Source organism: Pseudohongiella sp. (genome assembly GCF_011050365.1).
GTDB lineage: Bacteria > Pseudomonadota > Gammaproteobacteria > Pseudomonadales > Pseudohongiellaceae > Pseudohongiella.
On the sequence record NZ_DRFV01000016.1, the window covers coordinates 26,435 to 44,162 of the forward strand.

The 17,728-nt window shown below is 58.1% G+C and carries 16 protein-coding genes; 3 read left to right on the forward strand and 13 right to left on the reverse strand.

Going from position 1 to position 17,728, the window contains the following annotated elements; all coding sequences use genetic code 11:
• Positions 1–35: 35 nt before the first annotated feature.
• From rpoD to rpsU, 4 genes are all read right to left on the reverse strand, one after another.
• The gene (gene rpoD / locus ENH71_RS13160) at positions 36–1,895 is read right to left on the reverse strand and encodes an RNA polymerase sigma factor RpoD (RefSeq protein WP_294135473.1); all 1,860 of its coding nucleotides are present in this window, start codon (positions 1,893–1,895) and stop codon (positions 36–38) included.
• Positions 1,896–1,984: 89 nt separating this feature from the next.
• On the reverse strand, positions 1,985–3,853 hold the full coding sequence (dnaG, locus tag ENH71_RS13165; RefSeq protein ID WP_294135475.1) for a DNA primase: 1,869 nt from the start codon (positions 3,851–3,853) through the stop codon (positions 1,985–1,987).
• A 110-nt stretch (positions 3,854–3,963) separates the two neighbouring features.
• On the reverse strand, positions 3,964–4,422 hold the full coding sequence (locus ENH71_RS13170; protein WP_294135477.1) for a GatB/YqeY domain-containing protein: 459 nt from the start codon (positions 4,420–4,422) through the stop codon (positions 3,964–3,966).
• A 67-nt stretch (positions 4,423–4,489) separates the two neighbouring features.
• Positions 4,490–4,705: a 30S ribosomal protein S21 gene (rpsU, locus tag ENH71_RS13175; protein WP_070117807.1), complete on the reverse strand. Its 216-nt coding sequence runs from the start codon at positions 4,703–4,705 to the stop codon at positions 4,490–4,492.
• Positions 4,706–4,932: 227 nt separating this feature from the next.
• Between rpsU and tsaD the strand changes: the two genes are divergently transcribed.
• Genes tsaD through folK form a run of 3 tightly spaced genes read left to right on the forward strand, consistent with a single transcriptional unit; the run spans position 4,933 to position 6,916 of the window.
• Positions 4,933–5,979: a tRNA (adenosine(37)-N6)-threonylcarbamoyltransferase complex transferase subunit TsaD gene (gene tsaD / locus ENH71_RS13180; RefSeq protein ID WP_294135480.1), complete on the forward strand. Its 1,047-nt coding sequence runs from the start codon at positions 4,933–4,935 to the stop codon at positions 5,977–5,979.
• A gap of 2 nt (positions 5,980–5,981) precedes the next feature.
• Complete coding sequence (gene folB / locus ENH71_RS13185) at positions 5,982–6,356, forward strand: dihydroneopterin aldolase (RefSeq protein WP_294135483.1); 375 nt, start codon at positions 5,982–5,984, stop codon at positions 6,354–6,356.
• A gap of 38 nt (positions 6,357–6,394) precedes the next feature.
• The gene (gene folK / locus ENH71_RS13190) at positions 6,395–6,916 is read left to right on the forward strand and encodes a 2-amino-4-hydroxy-6-hydroxymethyldihydropteridine diphosphokinase (RefSeq protein ID WP_294135485.1); all 522 of its coding nucleotides are present in this window, start codon (positions 6,395–6,397) and stop codon (positions 6,914–6,916) included.
• 62 nt (positions 6,917–6,978) lie between these two features.
• Here the strand turns inward: folK and ENH71_RS13195 are convergent, their stop codons facing one another.
• The 9 genes from ENH71_RS13195 to lptD all read right to left on the reverse strand — a co-directional run bounded on the left by ENH71_RS13195 (position 6,979) and on the right by lptD (position 17,594).
• Entirely contained in the window at positions 6,979–8,400 is a 1,422-nt protein-coding gene (locus ENH71_RS13195) for a xanthine permease (protein WP_294135487.1), read from the reverse strand.
• Positions 8,401–8,560: 160 nt separating this feature from the next.
• On the reverse strand, positions 8,561–9,328 hold the full coding sequence (locus ENH71_RS13200; protein ID WP_294135489.1) for a pteridine reductase: 768 nt from the start codon (positions 9,326–9,328) through the stop codon (positions 8,561–8,563).
• Entirely contained in the window at positions 9,325–10,638 is a 1,314-nt protein-coding gene (locus ENH71_RS13205; RefSeq protein WP_294135490.1) for a multifunctional CCA addition/repair protein, read from the reverse strand. Before ENH71_RS13205 ends, ENH71_RS13200 begins: the two co-directional genes overlap by 4 nt.
• A gap of 13 nt (positions 10,639–10,651) precedes the next feature.
• Positions 10,652–11,476 carry a symmetrical bis(5'-nucleosyl)-tetraphosphatase gene (locus ENH71_RS13210; protein ID WP_294135492.1) on the reverse strand — a complete coding sequence of 275 codons (825 nt, stop codon included), beginning with the start codon at positions 11,474–11,476 and terminating at the stop codon, positions 10,652–10,654.
• Positions 11,476–11,874, reverse strand: coding sequence for a Co2+/Mg2+ efflux facilitator ApaG/CorD (gene apaG / locus ENH71_RS13215; protein WP_294135495.1), 399 nt, complete (start codon positions 11,872–11,874; stop codon positions 11,476–11,478). The genes ENH71_RS13210 and apaG overlap by 1 nt, the downstream gene beginning before the upstream one ends.
• A 3-nt stretch (positions 11,875–11,877) precedes the next feature.
• The gene (gene rsmA, locus ENH71_RS13220) at positions 11,878–12,708 is read right to left on the reverse strand and encodes a 16S rRNA (adenine(1518)-N(6)/adenine(1519)-N(6))-dimethyltransferase RsmA (protein WP_294135497.1); all 831 of its coding nucleotides are present in this window, start codon (positions 12,706–12,708) and stop codon (positions 11,878–11,880) included.
• A 38-nt stretch (positions 12,709–12,746) separates the two neighbouring features.
• A complete protein-coding gene (gene pdxA / locus ENH71_RS13225) occupies positions 12,747–13,754 on the reverse strand; it encodes a 4-hydroxythreonine-4-phosphate dehydrogenase PdxA (RefSeq protein ID WP_294135499.1) in 1,008 nt (335 codons plus the stop codon).
• Between the two features lie 41 nt (positions 13,755–13,795).
• Positions 13,796–15,130 carry a peptidylprolyl isomerase gene (locus tag ENH71_RS13230; protein ID WP_294135501.1) on the reverse strand — a complete coding sequence of 445 codons (1,335 nt, stop codon included), beginning with the start codon at positions 15,128–15,130 and terminating at the stop codon, positions 13,796–13,798.
• A complete protein-coding gene (gene lptD / locus ENH71_RS13235; RefSeq protein WP_294135503.1) occupies positions 15,123–17,594 on the reverse strand; it encodes an LPS-assembly protein LptD in 2,472 nt (823 codons plus the stop codon). The genes ENH71_RS13230 and lptD overlap by 8 nt, the downstream gene beginning before the upstream one ends.
• Between the last annotated feature and the right edge of the window lie 134 nt (positions 17,595–17,728).

The window sequence follows — 17,728 nt, forward strand, 5'->3', positions numbered from 1 at the left end:
TATGCGCTCTTTTTAAGGGCGCTGGATACAGTTGATTACTCGTCCAGGAAGCTGCGCAAATGATCCGAGCGGGTCGGGTGACGCAGTTTACGCAAGGCTTTGGCCTCTATCTGACGGATGCGCTCTCGCGTCACGTCAAACTGCTTGCCTACTTCTTCCAGTGTGTGGTCGGTATTCATGTCGATACCAAAACGCATGCGCAGTACCTTGGCTTCGCGTGCGGTCAGGCTGTTCAGCACTTCCCGGGTGGCTTCGCGCAGGCCTTCTTCAATGGACGAATCCACCGGAGATTCCACTGTTGAGTCTTCGATAAAATCACCCAGGTGCGAATCTTCATCGTCGCCGATCGGCGTTTCCATGGAGATTGGCTCTTTGGCGATCTTCAGTACTCGCCGCACTTTATCCTCGGTCATCTCCATGCGCTCGCCCAGCTCTTCCGGGGTGGGCTCACGTCCTTTTTCGTGCACCATCTGACGGCTGATTCGGTTCAGCTTGTTGATGGTCTCGATCATGTGCACCGGGATACGGATGGTACGTGCCTGGTCAGCAATCGAGCGGGTAATGGCCTGTCGGATCCACCAGGTGGCATAGGTCGAGAACTTGTAACCACGGCGGTACTCGAACTTGTCGACGGCTTTCATCAGGCCGATGTTGCCTTCCTGAATCAGGTCGAGGAACTGCAGGCCGCGGTTGGTGTACTTTTTGGCTATCGAAATCACCAGGCGCAGGTTGGCTTCGACCATCTCTTTCTTGGCGCGTCGTGACTTGGCTTCGCCGATGGACATACCGCGGTTGATCTCTTTGATCTCGGCTACGGTCAGGCCACTCTCTTCCTGCATGGCCTGCAGCTTGCGCTGGCTGCGACGTACGTCGTCAGTAACGTCTTTGAGGCGGGCAACCCAGGGTTCCTTGCCTTTGGCAAACTGGTTTATCCACTTCTCATCAACTTCGCTGCCCGGGAAGGTGGTAACGAAAGTCTTGCGCGGCATGCCTGCGGTGCGCACACAAACGGCCATGATGGCGCGCTCATGGCGACGAACACGGAACAGGGCGGCGCGGGCCTGGTTTACCAGCACTTCAAACAGTTTGGGCGTGACCTTGAAGGTTTTGAACATGTCGCCCAGTGTGTCCAGCTCGGCCAGCGATTTCTTGTGAGTGCGGCCATGCTTGCTGATCAGTTTCTCGGTAAGCTCATACTGGGTGCGCAGGTCACTGAAACGCAGGCGTGCCTCTTCCGGATCGGGACCGGAGGTAGTCTCTTCATCGTCAGCACCATCGATAACGGAATCGTCGTCATCATCGTTGTTGCTGGTATCCGAGCTGGTGTCAGCTGCATCCTGACTGCCGGCGGCGGGCAGTTCGGGGTCGTCGACCTCCAGGTAGCCGGTGATAACATCGGTCAGGCGTCGCTCTTCCGCAGTGACCTGATCATATTCGTTCAGCACATAGGCCACGGTACCGGGGAAGCTGGCCATGGACTTCATCAGCTCGCGCAGACCTTCTTCAATGCGTTTGGCGATAACAATCTCGCCCTCGCGCGTCAGCAGTTCCACGGTGCCCATTTCGCGCATGTACATGCGCACCGGGTCGGTAGTCCGGCCGGCTTCGTTTTCGACGGCGGCCAGCGCAGCCGCAGCTTCGGCCGCGGCCAGCTCGTCGGTGCCGCTTTCGTCGCCATCGTTCAGCAACAAGGTATCGGCATCAGGTGCGGTTTCAAACACCTTGATGCCCATATCATTGATCATCTGGATGATGTCTTCGACCTGATCCGGGTCCGAAATGGATTCGGGCAGGTGATCGTTGACTTCGGCGTAGGTCAGGTAACCTTGCTCTTTGCCTTTGGCAATAAGGGCTTTAAGGCCGGACTGGGGTGAACTCAGGCGCGAATCAGACATAGCTTCCCATTCGGTTTAGAAATAACCGCTTCGAAAATAAAAATCAGCCGGGCATTATAGCCCTTGTGCTGGATGGTTTCCAGTGACAGTCAGTCACCGGGGGCCTCGTTTTTTACCGACCGCAAACGTGGTTTAAGCTGTTCCAGCAGCTGGCGACGCTGCTGGTACTTATCGGCCTCTTGCCGCAATTGGCGAAGGACGAAGCGGAATTCCTCGGCCTGGCCCGCTGCCGGGGTGATTCTTTCGTTTTTTAACAACTGTGTCAGGCGCTTGCCCGGCGGCGTTCCGTAACAATGGCCCAATAATGCGTAAGTAGTAATATCGGGGTCAGATTGTGCAAATTCAAGTAGCTCAAGCAATAAATCCACGTCCGGGTCCTGTAAATCGCGTAACGCGCTCAGGTCACCTTCAATGGTGGCTGCCAGTACAGGCTGGTGCAGCAGCAATTCAATGGCAATCAGCCCGGCCGGTTTATTGACCCGTTTGCCCCGCGCAGTCGGTTCGGCAGCGGCCTGGGGCGGCCGCTGGCGTCCCTGTCTGGCGGTTGTGGTCGCCGGTGCGGCAGGTGGCTCATCCCAGTCGGGCGGTGTGTCCGGCTGCTGGCCGGACTCCGGTGCTGCTGGCGCCGCGGCCGGCGTCTGTTGCAGCAGTCTGTCGATGGTATCGCGCTGACTGCCGGTAATCTGTGCCAGTTGATCCAGCATGAGCTGCTGAAAAAGGCCGCGCGGCAGAAGTTTGATCAGCGGTATACATTGGCTGAACAGGCGCGCTTTGCCGTCCATCGAGGTCGCATCAATGTCTTCCTGCATATGCTCAAAAAAATAGCTGGACAGCGAATTGGCCTTGTTCATCCGGCCCAGAAAGCCGTCTGCGCCTTCTTTGCGCACCAGTGTGTCGGGGTCTTCGCCTTCGGGCAGAAACAGAAAGCGGATCTGGCGACCATCCTCCATCACTGGCAATGAAGCCTGCAGTGCTCGCCATGCGGCGGTGCGTCCGGCGTTATCGCCGTCAAAGCAGAAGATAACCTCGGGTACCAGGCGGAACAGTTTCTCCAGGTGACTGGTGTTGGTGGCAGTGCCCAGCGTTGCCACGGCAAAGCTGATGCCATGTTGCGCCAGCGCCACCACATCCATGTAGCCCTCCACAATGACAAAGCGTTCAGGCTTTTTGGCTGCCTTGCGGGCCTCGTACAGGCCGTAGAGCTCGCGTCCCTTGTGATAAACGGGCGTTTCCGGCGAGTTCAGGTATTTGGGTTTGTCATCGCCAAGCACCCGGCCGCCAAATGCAATCACCCGGCCCCGGCTATCCCGGATGGGGAACATGATGCGGTCACGGAAGCGGTCGTAATGGGTATCCTGGCCTTCCTGTCGTCGTTCGGCATCGCGCGCAATGATCAGGCCCGCCTTTTCCTGCAGTGGGCGCTTGATCTTGTATTCGTCCAGGTGGCTGAGCAGATTGTCCCAGCCGGGTGGCGCCAGCCCAATGGCAAAGCGTTTGGCGACTTCGCCGGTCAGCCCGCGTGATTTCAGGTAGGCCACCGCCTTGACGCGAGACGGGTGCTGGCGCAATTGTTTCTGGTAGTACAGGTTGGCCTGTTCCAGTGAAGTCAGCAGTTCGTTGTTCTCGCTGCTGCGCTGCTGACCTGCCGGCGAGCGTTCTTCGCGCGGCACCGTGAGGCCGCAATCGGCGGCCAGCGTCTCCACCGCTTCCGGGAACTCTTTGTGATCAAAATTCATCACAAAGCCCAGTGCGTTACCGGCAGCGCCACAGCCAAAGCAGTAGTAGAACTGTTTTTCCGGTTCTACGCTGAATGACGGCGTTTTTTCCTGATGGAAGGGACAGCAGGCGGAGTAGTTTTTGCCGGTTTTGCGCAGTTTGACGCGTTTATCAATGACATCAACGATGTCGACCCGGCTGAGCAGGTCGTCGATAAAATTCTGCGGAATCAGACCAGCCATGGACGGTAAACCCGGTGATAAAAGGTGGTCGACTTAGTTTAGCAAATCGCTGTAGCAAAGAAACGCGGTGCGGCAGCAGGAGGGCTGCCGCCGTATTCACCGATTGGGAGTCAGGCCTGGCCGAGCTTTTTCTTGATCAGCTGGCCTACCGCGCCCATGTCAGCGCGACCGGCCATTTGCGGTTTAACGGCGGCCATTACCTTACCCATGTCCTGCACGCTGCTGGCGCCAGTGTCGGTCAGCGCCTGAGTGACGATGGTGTCAATCTCGGCGTCAGACAACGGCTGCGGCATGAAGGTCTGCAGCACGTCAATTTCAGCCTGTTCGATGTCGGCCAGATCTTTGCGACTGGCACTTTCATACTGGCGAATCGACTCCCGTCGCTGCTTGATCATCTTTTCCAGGATGTTCAGCACACGGGCGTCGTCGGGCTCGATGCGTTCATCGACCTCGATGCGCTTCACTTCCGACAATGCCAGGCGCACGGTGCCCAGGCGAGCCTTGTCTTTCGCTCTCATGGCATCTTTCATCGCCTCAGTTAACTGAAGCTTCAGTGCGCTATCGGCCATAGGGGTATCCAGGGTCAGCGGAAACGGGTTCGGCAGAGTCCAGTATCAGATCGGCAATCGTCAGCAATCAGTAGAAGCGCTTGGTCTTCTTGTTGTCGCGTGACAGCTTTTTCAGGTGGCGCTTTACGGCAGCCGCTGCTTTGCGCTTACGGGCAGCAGTAGGCTTCTCGTAAAATTCCTTGCGACGGACTTCGGCGAGAACGCCGGCTTTTTCGCAGGATCGCTTGAAACGGCGCAGAGCCACATCAAACGGCTCGTTCTCTTTCAGTTTTACCATTGGCATAGTGCAGAGTCACCTTTGCATTCAATTTAAAAGGGCGCACATGTTAATGCGGTCTGTGAAAAAATGCAAAAGCTAAATTGCCTGAAGCGGTCAAATACTGGCTAAACACTGGGGGCTGCCGTATTATTCACGTCTTTTTCGCGTCAGGTGAGCCAATTGCGCTTCCTGGGTCGGTTTTGCGGCTGGCGGGCATGAAACACCAAAAATACCAGAGGCAATGCAAGCATATGATGGTTTTGGGCTTGGAAACATCCTGTGATGAGACCGGGATAGCGATCTACGACAGCGAGCGGGGCTTGTTGGGTGATGCGCTATACAGTCAGGTGGATATGCACGCTGTGTATGGTGGCGTGATCCCTGAGCTGGCGTCGCGTGACCATATCCGCAAGACCCTGCCGATGATCCGGCAGTTGCTGGCCGACAAAAACATAGCCGCAACATCCATTGATGGCATCGCCTACACGGCCGGACCGGGTCTTATTGGTGCGCTGCTGGTCGGGGCTGCGCTCGGGCGTTCACTGGCCATGGCCTGGAATGTGCCTGCGGTCGGCGTGCACCACATGGAAGGGCACTTGCTGGCGCCGATGCTGGAGGCAAATCCGCCCGAATTCCCCTTTGTTGCCCTGCTGGTATCCGGCGGCCACACACAACTGGTCGCTGTCAAAGGCATTGGTGAATATACCTTGCTTGGCGAGTCGCTGGATGATGCCGCCGGTGAGGCATTCGATAAAGTGGCCAAGATGCTGGGGCTGAATTACCCGGGCGGGCCCCGTGTGGCAGCGCTGGCGACACAGGGGACACCGGGGCGCTTTGTATTTCCGCGACCCATGACTAACCGGCCGGGGCTGGACTTCAGCTTCAGTGGTTTAAAAACATTTGTGCGCAACACGCTGGCTGATCTGGAGGGCGCGCCAGAGGGTATCAGTGAACAGGACAAGGCGGACGTGGCATTGGCGTTTGAAGAGGCAGTGGTGCAAACGCTGGTGATCAAATGCCGACGTGCGTTGCAAGACTCAGGCCTGAGACGCCTGATCATCGCCGGTGGTGTCAGTGCCAACACCCGCCTGCGCGCAGGGCTTGAGGCCATGGTGCAGGCGCAGCGCAGTCAGTTGTTTTACGCTCAGCCGCGCTTCTGTACCGATAATGGAGCCATGATTGCGTATGCCGGTTGTCAGCGTCTGTTGGCCGGTCAGCGCGAAGGGCTTGCTATCAATGCGCGTCCACGTTGGCCAATGGACACCTTGCCGTCATTAAAGAGTTTATCCGGGGTCTGATTATGGATATTGTTTACATCAAAGAGCTGGAAATCCAAACCGTAATAGGTATCTACGACTGGGAGCGGGAAATCCGGCAAACTGTCAGTATCGACCTGGACATGGCCACCGATATCCGGCCGGCCGCCGCAGCGGAAGACATTGCCAAAACGCTCGACTATAAGGCCGTGTCCAAGCGCCTGATTGGGTTTATTGAAGAAGCCGAGTTTCTGTTGATCGAGACCATGGCCGAACAGATCGCAGCCATTGTGCTGTCCGAGTTTCCCGTCAGCTGGCTACGCCTGCGCCTGGGCAAACCGGGCGCGGTCACCGGCGCGCGTGATGTCGGCGTGATCATCGAGCGTGGCGAGCGACCAGACCGACTGCCACTGATTTGACGTTGCAGGAAAACCCGCTACAACATCTGGATAGTGTAATGCCATTATTAACATTGAGCCTGGGCAGCAACCGGCAGGCGGATCATCATATCCGCACTGCGCTGGACGCGCTGCAGGCACGTTTCGGAGCCATGACAACGTCCTCTGTATTTGAAAGCAAGGCGGTGGGTTTTGACGGCAGTAATTTTCTTAATATGGTCGTCGCAGTTGATACAGAAAGCGCCCTGGGCGAGGTGAGTGCTTACATTAAAGCGCTGGAAGATGAGCATGGCAGGGCCAGGGGTGGCGCACGTTTCAGTCCGCGTACCCTGGATATCGATATTCTGACTTACGGTGACTGTGTGGGCGATTGCGATGGAATCGTTTTGCCGCGGCCGGAAATTACCGAGAATGCCTACGTGCTGTGGCCGATGTCACAGGTGTGTGGTGATTGGCGCGATCCCCATTCAGGACAGTCTTATGCGACCCTGTGGCGGCAGTATGACAAGTCCCGGCAGTCGTTGTGGCCAATTGATTTTGACTGGCAGGGGCGCCGGATCTCCAGCGCCTGTTCGATTTAGCCTTCGCTTACACCGGGCTGACGTCGGACGATCCGTCAGGCGTTAGCCCGGTGTTACCACTGTCAACTATCCTTGGCCGCTGCGGCTTCCTCGGCGGCACTGGCGTCGGCGGCGTCCTCCGCTTTCTTTTTGGCTGTAAACACCTGTGGCCCCACCACTACCAGGATGGTCGCCAGACCTGCCAGCAAACCAGTCCATGGGTCAAACAGGGAGAAGGCGATGGCTGTCAGTACCATGGCACCGCGTTCAGTGCTGTCGGTCACTGTGGTCAGTGCCAGGGTGGCACAGGCAAAACCGGTCAACAGCAGTGTCACTGCCAAAGCAATGGGCAACAGTGGTTGCAGCATGGTCACGATGGGCAGCACGATGAACAATACCGGGAAGCCATAGACATAGTAGGCAGAAATACCATCGAAGATGGAATCCATTTTGTCCTTGCCAGTGACCCAGCGCTTGAGCACGATGACCTGGATCCCGGTCCACAATACACCCTGGGTCCCGAAGAAGGGCGCTATCACCGCCATTGCCGCATTACGGATACCGGTAGCCATGTGTGCGCGGCTGCTGTTCAAATCAAGCTTTTCGTCGGGTCGCATTGACGCCGCATTCTTGATCATTTCGTCGCCGGTCACCACATCACCAAAAAACAGGATGTAGGTGATAAAGGCCAGTGGCACAGCATTCAGGAACATGGTGGCATCAGGCCAGCCAATCGACATGGGTGATGCCTTCTCCCACATGCTGGCGGCGTGCGTGGGCACGTCAAGCAGGCCGGACTGGATGTTGAACTGCATTTCGCCCGTGATCAGGCCAACCACACCGGCAACCAGAAATGCCGGCAGCAAGCCGAGCCCGGCAATCCTGGCCAGTATTGGCATCTTGGCAGCCTGACGCTGGAAAGGTTTGGAGAAGGTCAGGAACATACACAGAGCCAGCGCCGAGATGGCTGCAATCGGCGTCGAGTTAAGAGCGCTGGCAGCATCGTTCTGGTCAAAAATACGCAGGAATGCAGCCACCGCGGCGCCCAGAATGATGCCACCCTTGAGCACATTGGGCACCCAGGCAACCAGTTTGGCCCCCAGCCCGGTGACACCCAGAAAAATGAGCAGCGCCGCAAAATTAAGCGATAGCGCTGTCATCAGCTGGAACTGCTCCTCCGGCGTATTGCCGCCGCCCAGCACAAAGGCAAAGATGAACGGTAGTGCCGGAGTCAGCCAGCCCGGTGCCATCGGGTCACCGAATATCATCCAACCGGCGGAAATCAGCATGGTGTGGAACATGGCCATGGTGACGGCTTCTTCGAAGCTGAGGCCAAAGGAGGCGGTCATAACTGGCACCAGGGCCAGGCCGGTGGCGCCGGCGACGCAGATACCCTGCAGAAACTCGGGCAATGCAAAGCGCATGTGAACAAACGGTATGCGGAATACGAAGGGGCCCCACTTGATACCTGGCTGGATCTCTCCCTCTCGGCGTTTTGGCAGCATAATCTGAGTCTCTGTTATTTTATAGGTGTTATTGAAGGACCTCCGAATCTTAACCAACTAGGCAGGGCAGGGCAAAGGCTATTCGTCGTTATTTTGAATGCATTCATCATTTTCGTGACGGGGACGCTGGCAAGGGCTGGAGGAAGACTACGGGGGAGAGTCAGCCCAGAGCCCGGCCACCATCAACGCGAATGTTCTGCCCTGTGATGTACGTGGCATCTCGCGCCAGAAACAGCACCGTGCGGGCGATATCTGCGGGTGTGCCCAGGCGGCCTAACGGAATGCCGGAAATTATGCCGGCCTGTTCTGCGTCCTGCGCGGCAGAGGCCTGAGTGTGTTCCGGCCACAGGATGGCGCCAGGTGACACAGCGTTGACACGGACCCGGGGTGCCAGTTCACGCGCGAGCGACCTGGTCATCGCGCCCAGCGCCGCTTTGGCCATGGTGTAGGCGGAAAACTCGGCCATGCCGCGACTAACGTTGATATCGGTGAGGTTGATGATACTGCCCGCTGTGGTTGAGAGCGCGGGCGCCAATTGTTGTGCCAGGAAAAGCCCGGCGCGGGCATTGCTGTTCATCAGGTCCAGCCACTGGACCTGGGTCAGTGACGGCAACGGCGTCGGGTAGAAGCTGCTGGCGTTGTTGACCAGAACATCAAGACGCTGGTGACAGGACAGCACGGCGTCGCCCAATCCTGACAAGGCGTGCTCATCAGTGAGGTCTGCTGAGACGACGGAGGTGCTGCCGGCGCGGATCTCATTGAGTTGCAGCGCCAGCGCATCCGCATCTGTTCGGGAGCGGTGGCAGTGAATGACAACGCGATAGCCGGCCTGATGGAAGGTGCGGGCGATCTCGGCCCCAATGCGCCTGGCGGCACCGGTGATGAAGACAACAGCCTGCCCGTCGGTCGGATCCGTATGTTCTGTCATGGGGCAGCTCTGAGTCTGGTCAGGGTGTCTTTGATACGGCCAAGGCGTGCCTGGTGCAGCATGTTGCGGATTTTTTCGCCGGCCTCAGGGCCAGGTGGCACCGGTTTGTGTGCCAGCAGCGTGGGTACGTCGATTTCGTCAGCGGCAACAAAACACTGCCAGAGCAGATTTGCCTGCGGATACGCCTGAGCTTCCAGGCCGGTGCGGCCCCGGGCATCGGCTTCGCACACCTGCAGGAACTTTTGCAATCGCTGCGGACGGCGGAAGGCATCCAGGCCTTCCAGCGTTTTCAGCACGGTGGCGGGTTTGAGTACCTGCATCTGGTGGCAGTGGGTGTGATACTGACTGCTCAGCCGGGCCAGGTCGGCGCAGTCTGTGGGGACCCGCAGGCGTTGGCAGACGTCGGCGATGAGTTGCACCCCTTTGTGTTCGTGGGCAATGTGCTGCGGCCAATCTTCTGCTGAGGTCAGTCCTTTGCCGACATCGTGCATCAGCGCTGCGAATCGCACTGCCAGGTCATTGCTCAGCCGACATGCCTGTTGCAGGCTCATCAGGGTATGAATGCCGGTATCGATTTCCGGGTGCCATTGCTCTGGTTGTGGCACGCCGAACAGGCGGTCAACCTCGGGCAACAGTGTGGCCAGTGCGCCGCATTCATGCAGCACGGTAATAAATACCTGTGCCTGGTTTTCCTGCAAGGCCTTGTCAAATTCGCGCCACACGCGCTCCGCGACCAGATCTTTCAGTTCGCCGCTGCTGCTCATGGTATGCATCAAGGCCCGGGTCTCGTCGGCGATGGTGAAACCCTGGTCGGCAAAGCGCGCGGCGAAGCGGGCCACGCGCAGCACGCGCAGGGGATCTTCGGCGAAGGCGGCAGAAACATGGCGCAACACCCGGTTTTGCAAGTCCCTGACGCCGCCCCAGGGGTCTATCAGGTTGCCGTCGGTGTCCTGTGCAATGGCGTTGATGGTCAGGTCACGGCGTTGCAGGTCTTCTTCCAGCGTCACGTCGGGCGTGGCGTATACGGTGAATCCTTTGTACCCGGTGCCCGACTTCCGTTCGGTCCTGGCCAGCGCGTACTCTTCCTTGGTTCTGGGGTGGAGGAATACCGGAAAGTCCTTACCCACAGGCGTAAACCCGTTACCGAGCATGGCCTCAGGGGTGGCGCCCACCACGACCCAGTCCCGATCCGAACCCTCAATACCCAGCAATGCGTCGCGCACGGCGCCGCCTACCAGATAGGTGGCGAAGGCGCCCTGCGCTGCAGAGCCGGCATTGAAAGAATCAGTGTCTGCCCGATGGGTTGTCATGCGTCAGAGTTTATCAGACGCTGAACAGTTTGTGGTCTTCCAGGCGCATCATGGTCAGTTCCCGCCCCCAGACACAGCCGGTGTCCAGCGCATACACGCGGTCGCGCTGAGTGACGCCTTGCAGGGCTGCCCAGTGGCCAAACAGGATGCTGGTTTTACTGTTGGTAATTTTTTCGAACTCGAACCAGGGCCGGAAACCTTCGGGTGCTTCATTGACCCCTTCCTTGATCTGCAGGTCGAGTTTGCCGCGGGCATCACAAAAACGCATACGGGTGAGATAATTGGTGATCATGCGCAGGCGTTTGCGGCCGGTCAGCGAGTCCTTCCAGCGAGCGGGTTTGTCGCCGTACATCTTGTTCAGGAACTTGCGGAAGTCCGGTCCCCTGAGTGCGGTTTCAACCTCGCCGGCCAGTGCCAGTGCCGTATCCAGATCCCACAGTGGGGGGATGCCGGCATGTACCATCAGGTAGTTGTGGATGCCATGCGTGCCCAGCACGCTGTCATAGTGCGCCAGCGGCTTGTGTCGCAGCCAGTCGGCCAGTTCGCCACAGTCAGGCGCTGCCAGCAATTCGTCCAGTGTGTGCCGGCCGTTTATGGTGTCGGGTGTACACTGATAATAAAGCGCCAGGAAATGCAGGTCATGATTGCCCAGTACGACGGTGGCAGAATCGCCTATGTCACGCAGGTAGCGTAATGTGTCCAGGGATTTGGGGCCGCGGTTGATGAGGTCACCGACGCACCAGAGTTCATCTGCGCCGGGCTGAAAGGCCACCGCCTTGAGGAGTTTGCGCAGGGGTTTGTAGCAACCCTGGATGTCGCCTATTGCATACGTCGCCATCAGTGTACCGAGTGAGGTCGTGAGAGCAGGAAAGCAGGTATGTCTGCGTCAAACTGGCTACCGTCCGGCTTTGCCATTTTGTAACTGCCCTGCATGGTACCAAATTCTGTGGTGAGCACGGCGCCACTGGTGTAAACAAATTTCTGCCCCGGCTGGATCAGCGGTTGCAGCCCGACAACACCCTCGCCGCGAACGTCCTCTACCTGGTTATTGTCATCGGTGATCACCCAGTGGCGTGATAACAGCTTGACGGCCTCGGGGCCGCGGTTCTCAATACCGATAGTGTAGGCAAACGCATAGCGGTCATTTTCCGGGTCAGATTGCTCGCTCAGGTATTGTGTCTGCACGGAAATATCGATGTCGTGGTCGGCTTCGCCCCGGATATCGGTGGTGGCCATCGATTACTGCTCCTGTGATGCGGCGCTCAGTGTGTTGCTCAGATTGACGTAGTCGGCCAGGCTCAGGTTCTCCGGGCGCAGGCTGAGATCCACCGGCAAATCCTCCGGCTGGAACTCTGATATCAGCGTTTTCAGGCAATTTCTCAAGGTCTTTCGGCGTTGGGAAAAAGCAGTACGTACCACATCCTGAAGCATAGTAGTGTCGGTCGCAACGAGTTTTTGCTGTCGATGCGGCGTCAGACGCACAATGGCGGAGGTGACTTTTGGCTGGGGATGAAACGCGCCGGGTGGCACATCAAAAAGGTGATCCACCTGGCAGTAATACTGGGCCATGATACCGAGACGACCATATTGATCATCGCCCACCTGTGCGGCCAGGCGTTGCACCACTTCCAGCTGCAACATGAATGTCATCTCGTGAATCAGTGACTGGTACTTGAGCAGGTGGAAAATACACGGTGTGGAAATATTGTAAGGCAGGTTGCCAACAATACTCAGGCTGCGTGGCTCTGTGGTCAGGCTGTTCAGATCAAATTTCAGCACATCGGCCTGGTGCAGGCTGAACGTACCGACGTCGGCGAATCGTGATTGCAGCCAGGCAGAGAGATCGCGATCCAGCTCAATGGCATCCAGCCGCGCGCCACTGGCCAGCAGCGGGGTGGTGATGGCACCCTGACCCGGCCCGATTTCCACGATGTGTTCACCAGCCTTGGGGTCGATGGCGGCAACAATGCGGCGGATGATATTGCTGTCCTGCAGAAAATTCTGCCCGAAGCGTTTGCGGGCTCTGTGTTCTGGCAGGGCAATGGATTTGCCAACATTGTATTGCGACATAGAGGATCTCTTGGCCTTTCTCGAAGCCATCAGGTGAATCAGTGGTCGGGCGCTTGCTGTCGTCGTCTGGCCATCAGGCAGGCTGTTTCGATGGCGCTGAGCAGGCTGCCGCCGTCGGCTTTGCCCGTTGCAGCCAGGTCCAGCGCGGTGCCATGGTCGACCGAGGTGCGGATGATTGGCAGGCCCAGTGTGATGTTGCTGGCGCGGCCAAACCCTTTGTATTTCAATACCGGTAGTCCCTGATCGTGATACATGGCCAGCACTGCGTCGCATTGCGACAGGTATTTTTCCGTGAACAGGGTGTCTGCAGGCAACGGTCCGATTAAATGCATGCCCTTGCTGCGCATGTCGTGCAGAACCGGCTCAATGATGTCGATCTCTTCCCGTCCCAGGTGGCCGCCTTCGCCCGCATGCGGATTCAGGCCACAGACCAGTATGCGGGGGTTGGTGATGCCGAATTTGTCGCGCAGGTCCTGATGCAGAATGCCAATAACACGCCGCAACAAGGGCGCCGTGATGGCATCGGCGACAGCGCGCAAGGGCAGATGAGTGGTAGCCAGTGCCACCCGCAATCCCGGCGTTGCCAGCATCATGACGGTCTGATCAACGTGGCAAAACTCGGCAAGAAATTCTGTGTGTCCGGAAAAGGCAATGCCGGCATCGTTGATGATGCCTTTGTGCACAGGTGCTGTCACCATGGCTTGCACGTCGCCGTTGACGCAGGCTTGGGCGGCACTGCGCAGTGTCTGCAGCACGTAAGCGGCATTGGCAGTGTCCAGTTTGCCGGCGATACTGGGTGACGCCAGCGGTACGGGCAGCACGTTGATGTGTGAGTTGGCGCGTTTGCAGGAATTGCCCGGCTGCCAGATCGAGGTGACCAATGGCAGGCCAAGTGCCAGCGCGCGCTGTGCCAGCAGGTCAGGGTCCGCAACCGCGACCAGTTCACAATCTACCGGCAGCCGGCTGGCGTCCTGTACCAGTTGCACCAGTAGGTCCGGACCGATTCCGGCGGGTTCGCCGGGCGTAACAGCCAATTGCAATGCCATAAGGGTGTGCCGATTGCGTCAGGGTCTTTGCTGCAACAATGTCAGTTGATAATCTTGACGTAAGCTTCGTCACGAATTTCGAGCATCCAGTTTTCCAGCTCGACATCGAACTTGCGGTTGCGCAGAGCGTTGGTTGCTTGTTGGCGACGATATTCGCGGCTCAGGTCCTGTTCCCGCCGACCGGTAACCTCGGCGACATGCCAGCCGAAACTGGTTCGGAAAGGTTCGCTCAGCTCGCCGATCTCCAGGTCACGCACGACTTCCTCAAACTCGGGCGGCATGCCGCCATCACTGACCCAGCCCAGGTCGCCGCCGGCAACGACCGATTGCGTGTCGTCTGACAGTTGACGGGCAACGATATTGAAATCCTCACCGCCGCTGATGCGCTCATAAACTTCCTGCGCCAAACGCCGTGCCTGCTCTTCGGTGCGAATTTCATTGGGGGCGATCAATACATGGCGGGCTTCGGTCTGGTTAACCAGCCGGTTGGAGTCGCCGCGCACGTCGCTCAGCTTGATCAGGTGGAAACCATTGGAGCTGCGAATCGGGTCGGATACCTCACCGGTACTCATGTCCGGCACGATGCTGGCGAACAGTGTTGGCAGGCGATCGGCTTTGCGCCATCCCAGCTCGCCACCACTGACGGCAAAACCCTGAGTAGCATTCTGCTGTGCCTGCATTCGCACATCAGCAAAATCCTCACCGTCGCGAACGCGCGCCAGCAGATCCATGGCAAAGGCTTCTTTGGCACGCTCGATTTCGGCACTGTCGGTTGCCAGTACCGGAATCAGGATCTGGTCGACCAGGTAGTCCGGCGCCATGGCTTCACGTCCGGTTCCCGAGTTCAGATAGTTCTCGATCTCCTGATCCGTGATATTGATACGTCGGTTCACCATGCCGCGCTGAACTTCATTCACGGCCAGCTCCTTGCGGATGCGCTCGCGTGTAGTCAGGTAAACACCCTGCGACTCCAGTGCATTTACATACTGTTCAAAGGTCATGTTGTTCTGGTTGGCCATGTCGGTCATGACGCGGTTCAGGGTGTCATCGTCAAAACGGATACCGACCCGCTCGGCCAGTTGCAGCTGCAGGTTTTCAATAATCAGGTTTTCCATCACCTGCTCACGCAACTGTGCGGGAGGCGGCAGTTGCAGATCCATCTCCTGCGCGCGCTGCAAAATCTCCTGCAAGCGTTCATCGTATTCACTTTGCAGAATAACGCCCTCATCAACCAGCGCAATTACGCGATCGAGTACCTGGCGCTCGGCCGCACCAGCAAGGCCGGCACCCGCTCCCGCAAGCAGCACCAACGTGGCAGCGGCGCACAGGCTGACTGCTTTGCAGCCCGATAAAAATTGCCGGGTAAACTTATTCATTAACGTCTTGCTCCTTAAAGCCGGGGATGCTGTTTCTGAGCAGGTTGCCCAGGCCACCGCCGGTCAGATCGCCCAGACCGTGCAGTGACAGTTGAAAGAAGATGCCCCGGTTCTGCCTGGTGTTCTGTTCAAAAAACTCGTAATCGTTGACCCAGTCGCGGGCGATGAGGCGCATGGTTGCGCAACAGTTACTGTATTCGACCCCGCCAAAGGTTTCAAGGTTCCTGCTATTGCTGTGATCGTAGTTCCATCGACCGAGCAGACGCCAGTTATCGTTCAGCGGCCATACTGCGGACAGGTCGGTCTGCTTGATGCGGGCGTCCAGCAGCGGGGGGGCATCAAGGAAAACATCGGTGCGCTCGCGGTAGCGGAAGGCCGCATTAAACAGGGCGTCATTGGCGGCCTGATACTGCACGGCCAGGCTGCCTTCATCGATATTGCTGTTTTCCTGGTCCCATTGCAGATCGGCCATCAGGCGCAGTCCTTCGCGCGGCTGAATCTCGGTTTCCAGCACCAGTGCTGAGCGCTCGGTGTCCAGAGGTTGCAGCAACAACCAGTTCTGCAACGGACTGTTCAGCGAGACCTGCCTGTCCTCAAAATAGAAAATCTGGCCGGCGCTGAAGCGGGCGCGCTCGATGCCGTTGCTGCCGATAAAGCGGCTGGTCAGGGCCGCGCTGATCTGGTTGGCATCGCCGACCCGGTCGGGGCCGCTGAAGCGGTCATCACGGAACAGCTGGTTGAAGTTGAAATTCAGTTGCGCGGTGTCGAATGTCGGGATGGCCTGCTGCTCGGCATACTCGCTATAAAGGTAATACAGTCGTGGTTCCAGCGTTTGTGTCATGTTGTCGCTGGCGATGCTGACCGGGCGCTCGAATACCAGGCCGCTGTCCAGACTGAATACGCCGATGCCCCGATCAGGCGTGTCATCGGTGCCATTGGCCTGGTCATCCAGCTGCCAGCTGGCATAACGGTAGCGCGCTGTCGGCACCACAAACCAGCCTGGACGGCGCACCGGCAGGCTGATGTAAGGCTCGGCGACAAAGCGTTCGCCGGTGACCAGGGCGCCGCGATTTATCTGGTCGTCCGACAGCAAGGAGGCAGTCAGAGAGCGATCAAAGCGAACGTGACTGGAGTTGAATCCATAGCGCAGACGGTCGGCAGCCCGGTAATCGCCTCGCAGGCTGAGCTCGGGCAAGCGGTCGAAAGGTTTGTTGATATCGATAGAGGCAATGTAACTGTCTATGATTTCAATGCGTTGCACGCGGGCATCGGCCCGCAGTGACTCATTCTGCCAGCTCAGTACACCTTCCTTGTTCAGGTGTGTGCGACTTTCCAGATTGAAGTCGCTGCTGCCCAGGTCGCGGAAATAATCGGCATCGCTGACCGCATTGTAGTCGATATAGGTCCGCCAGTTCTCGCCCAACAGGCCTTCATGCTGCACCCCGGTGAACCAGCGTTTCTCCCGTGGTGGTGTGTCGCTGCCCGGTTCATCGGCGCGCGCCGGATCAAAGGTGCGGTCTTGGGGCAGCAAGGCCAGGTTAACGGTGTTCATGGACCATGCCGCCAGATAACGCAGTTCGGCGCTGAGCATGGCGCCGCGTTTGGTGATGATGCGCGGTGTCAGGGTGGCGTCGTAGTGCGGGGCCAGATTCAGATAATACGGCACCGCCAGATCAAGGCCGCCTTCACTGCTGTTACTCAGCGAGGGCGGCAGAATGCCCGAGACCCGCTGGTCGCTGATGGGAAACTGCAGGGTATAGGGGTAATAAAATACCGGCACATCACGTATGCGCAGCGTGACATCGTTGGCGTAGCCGACTCCGCGCGCATTATCCAGACGCAGCCCTTTGGCTTGCATTACCCAGAATGGGTCCATGGGTTCACAGCGGCTGAATTCGCCGTTCTCCAGCGTCAACATGCCACTGTCGCTGTTGTAGCTGAGCTGAGTCGCTGAACCATGAATCTGGCTGTCATGAATGACGTAGGAGGCGCGTTCAACTTCGTTGACGCCATTGTTCTGGTCAATTTTTGCGCCCTTGCCCGTGACCAGAAAGCCCGGTTCGCGAAACACGACATCGCCCTGCAGCGTCAGTATGTTGGTGGTTTCGTCCAGGTGCATGCCCTGATCTGCGCTCAGCGTGCGGTAGCCCTGCTGGACGCTGACCCGGCCGTCCACATAGAGTTGGCTGGGTTCGGGTTGGCGCACCGGGTCTGGTGTTTCGATTTCGGTGGGGGACAGATCGGGATCCTGATCGGCGAATTCGCCGTTCAGTGTTGGCTCCACGAACATGCCACAGCAGGCTGCGGGCATCTGCTCCTGCTGCTCTGCGCTAAGAGTTGCGCGCGTTTGCCAGTCTGTCAGAATGCCGGTGTCTTCTTGGGCGACGGCGGTCAGGGGCTGGGTCAGCGGCAACGTCAGGGCAACCAGTAGTGTGTTTGCCAGCGCAGACTTTATTTTCCGCATAGCTCTGACGGAAAGCGTTTTGAGCTTTGACGGGACCGCCCTGATGCACAAGGCTGATGAAATTGTCTGCTGTGGCATTGGTGCGGGCGATCCGTGACAATAGAATATGGGTCAGGCGAGTTGGTGACAGTACG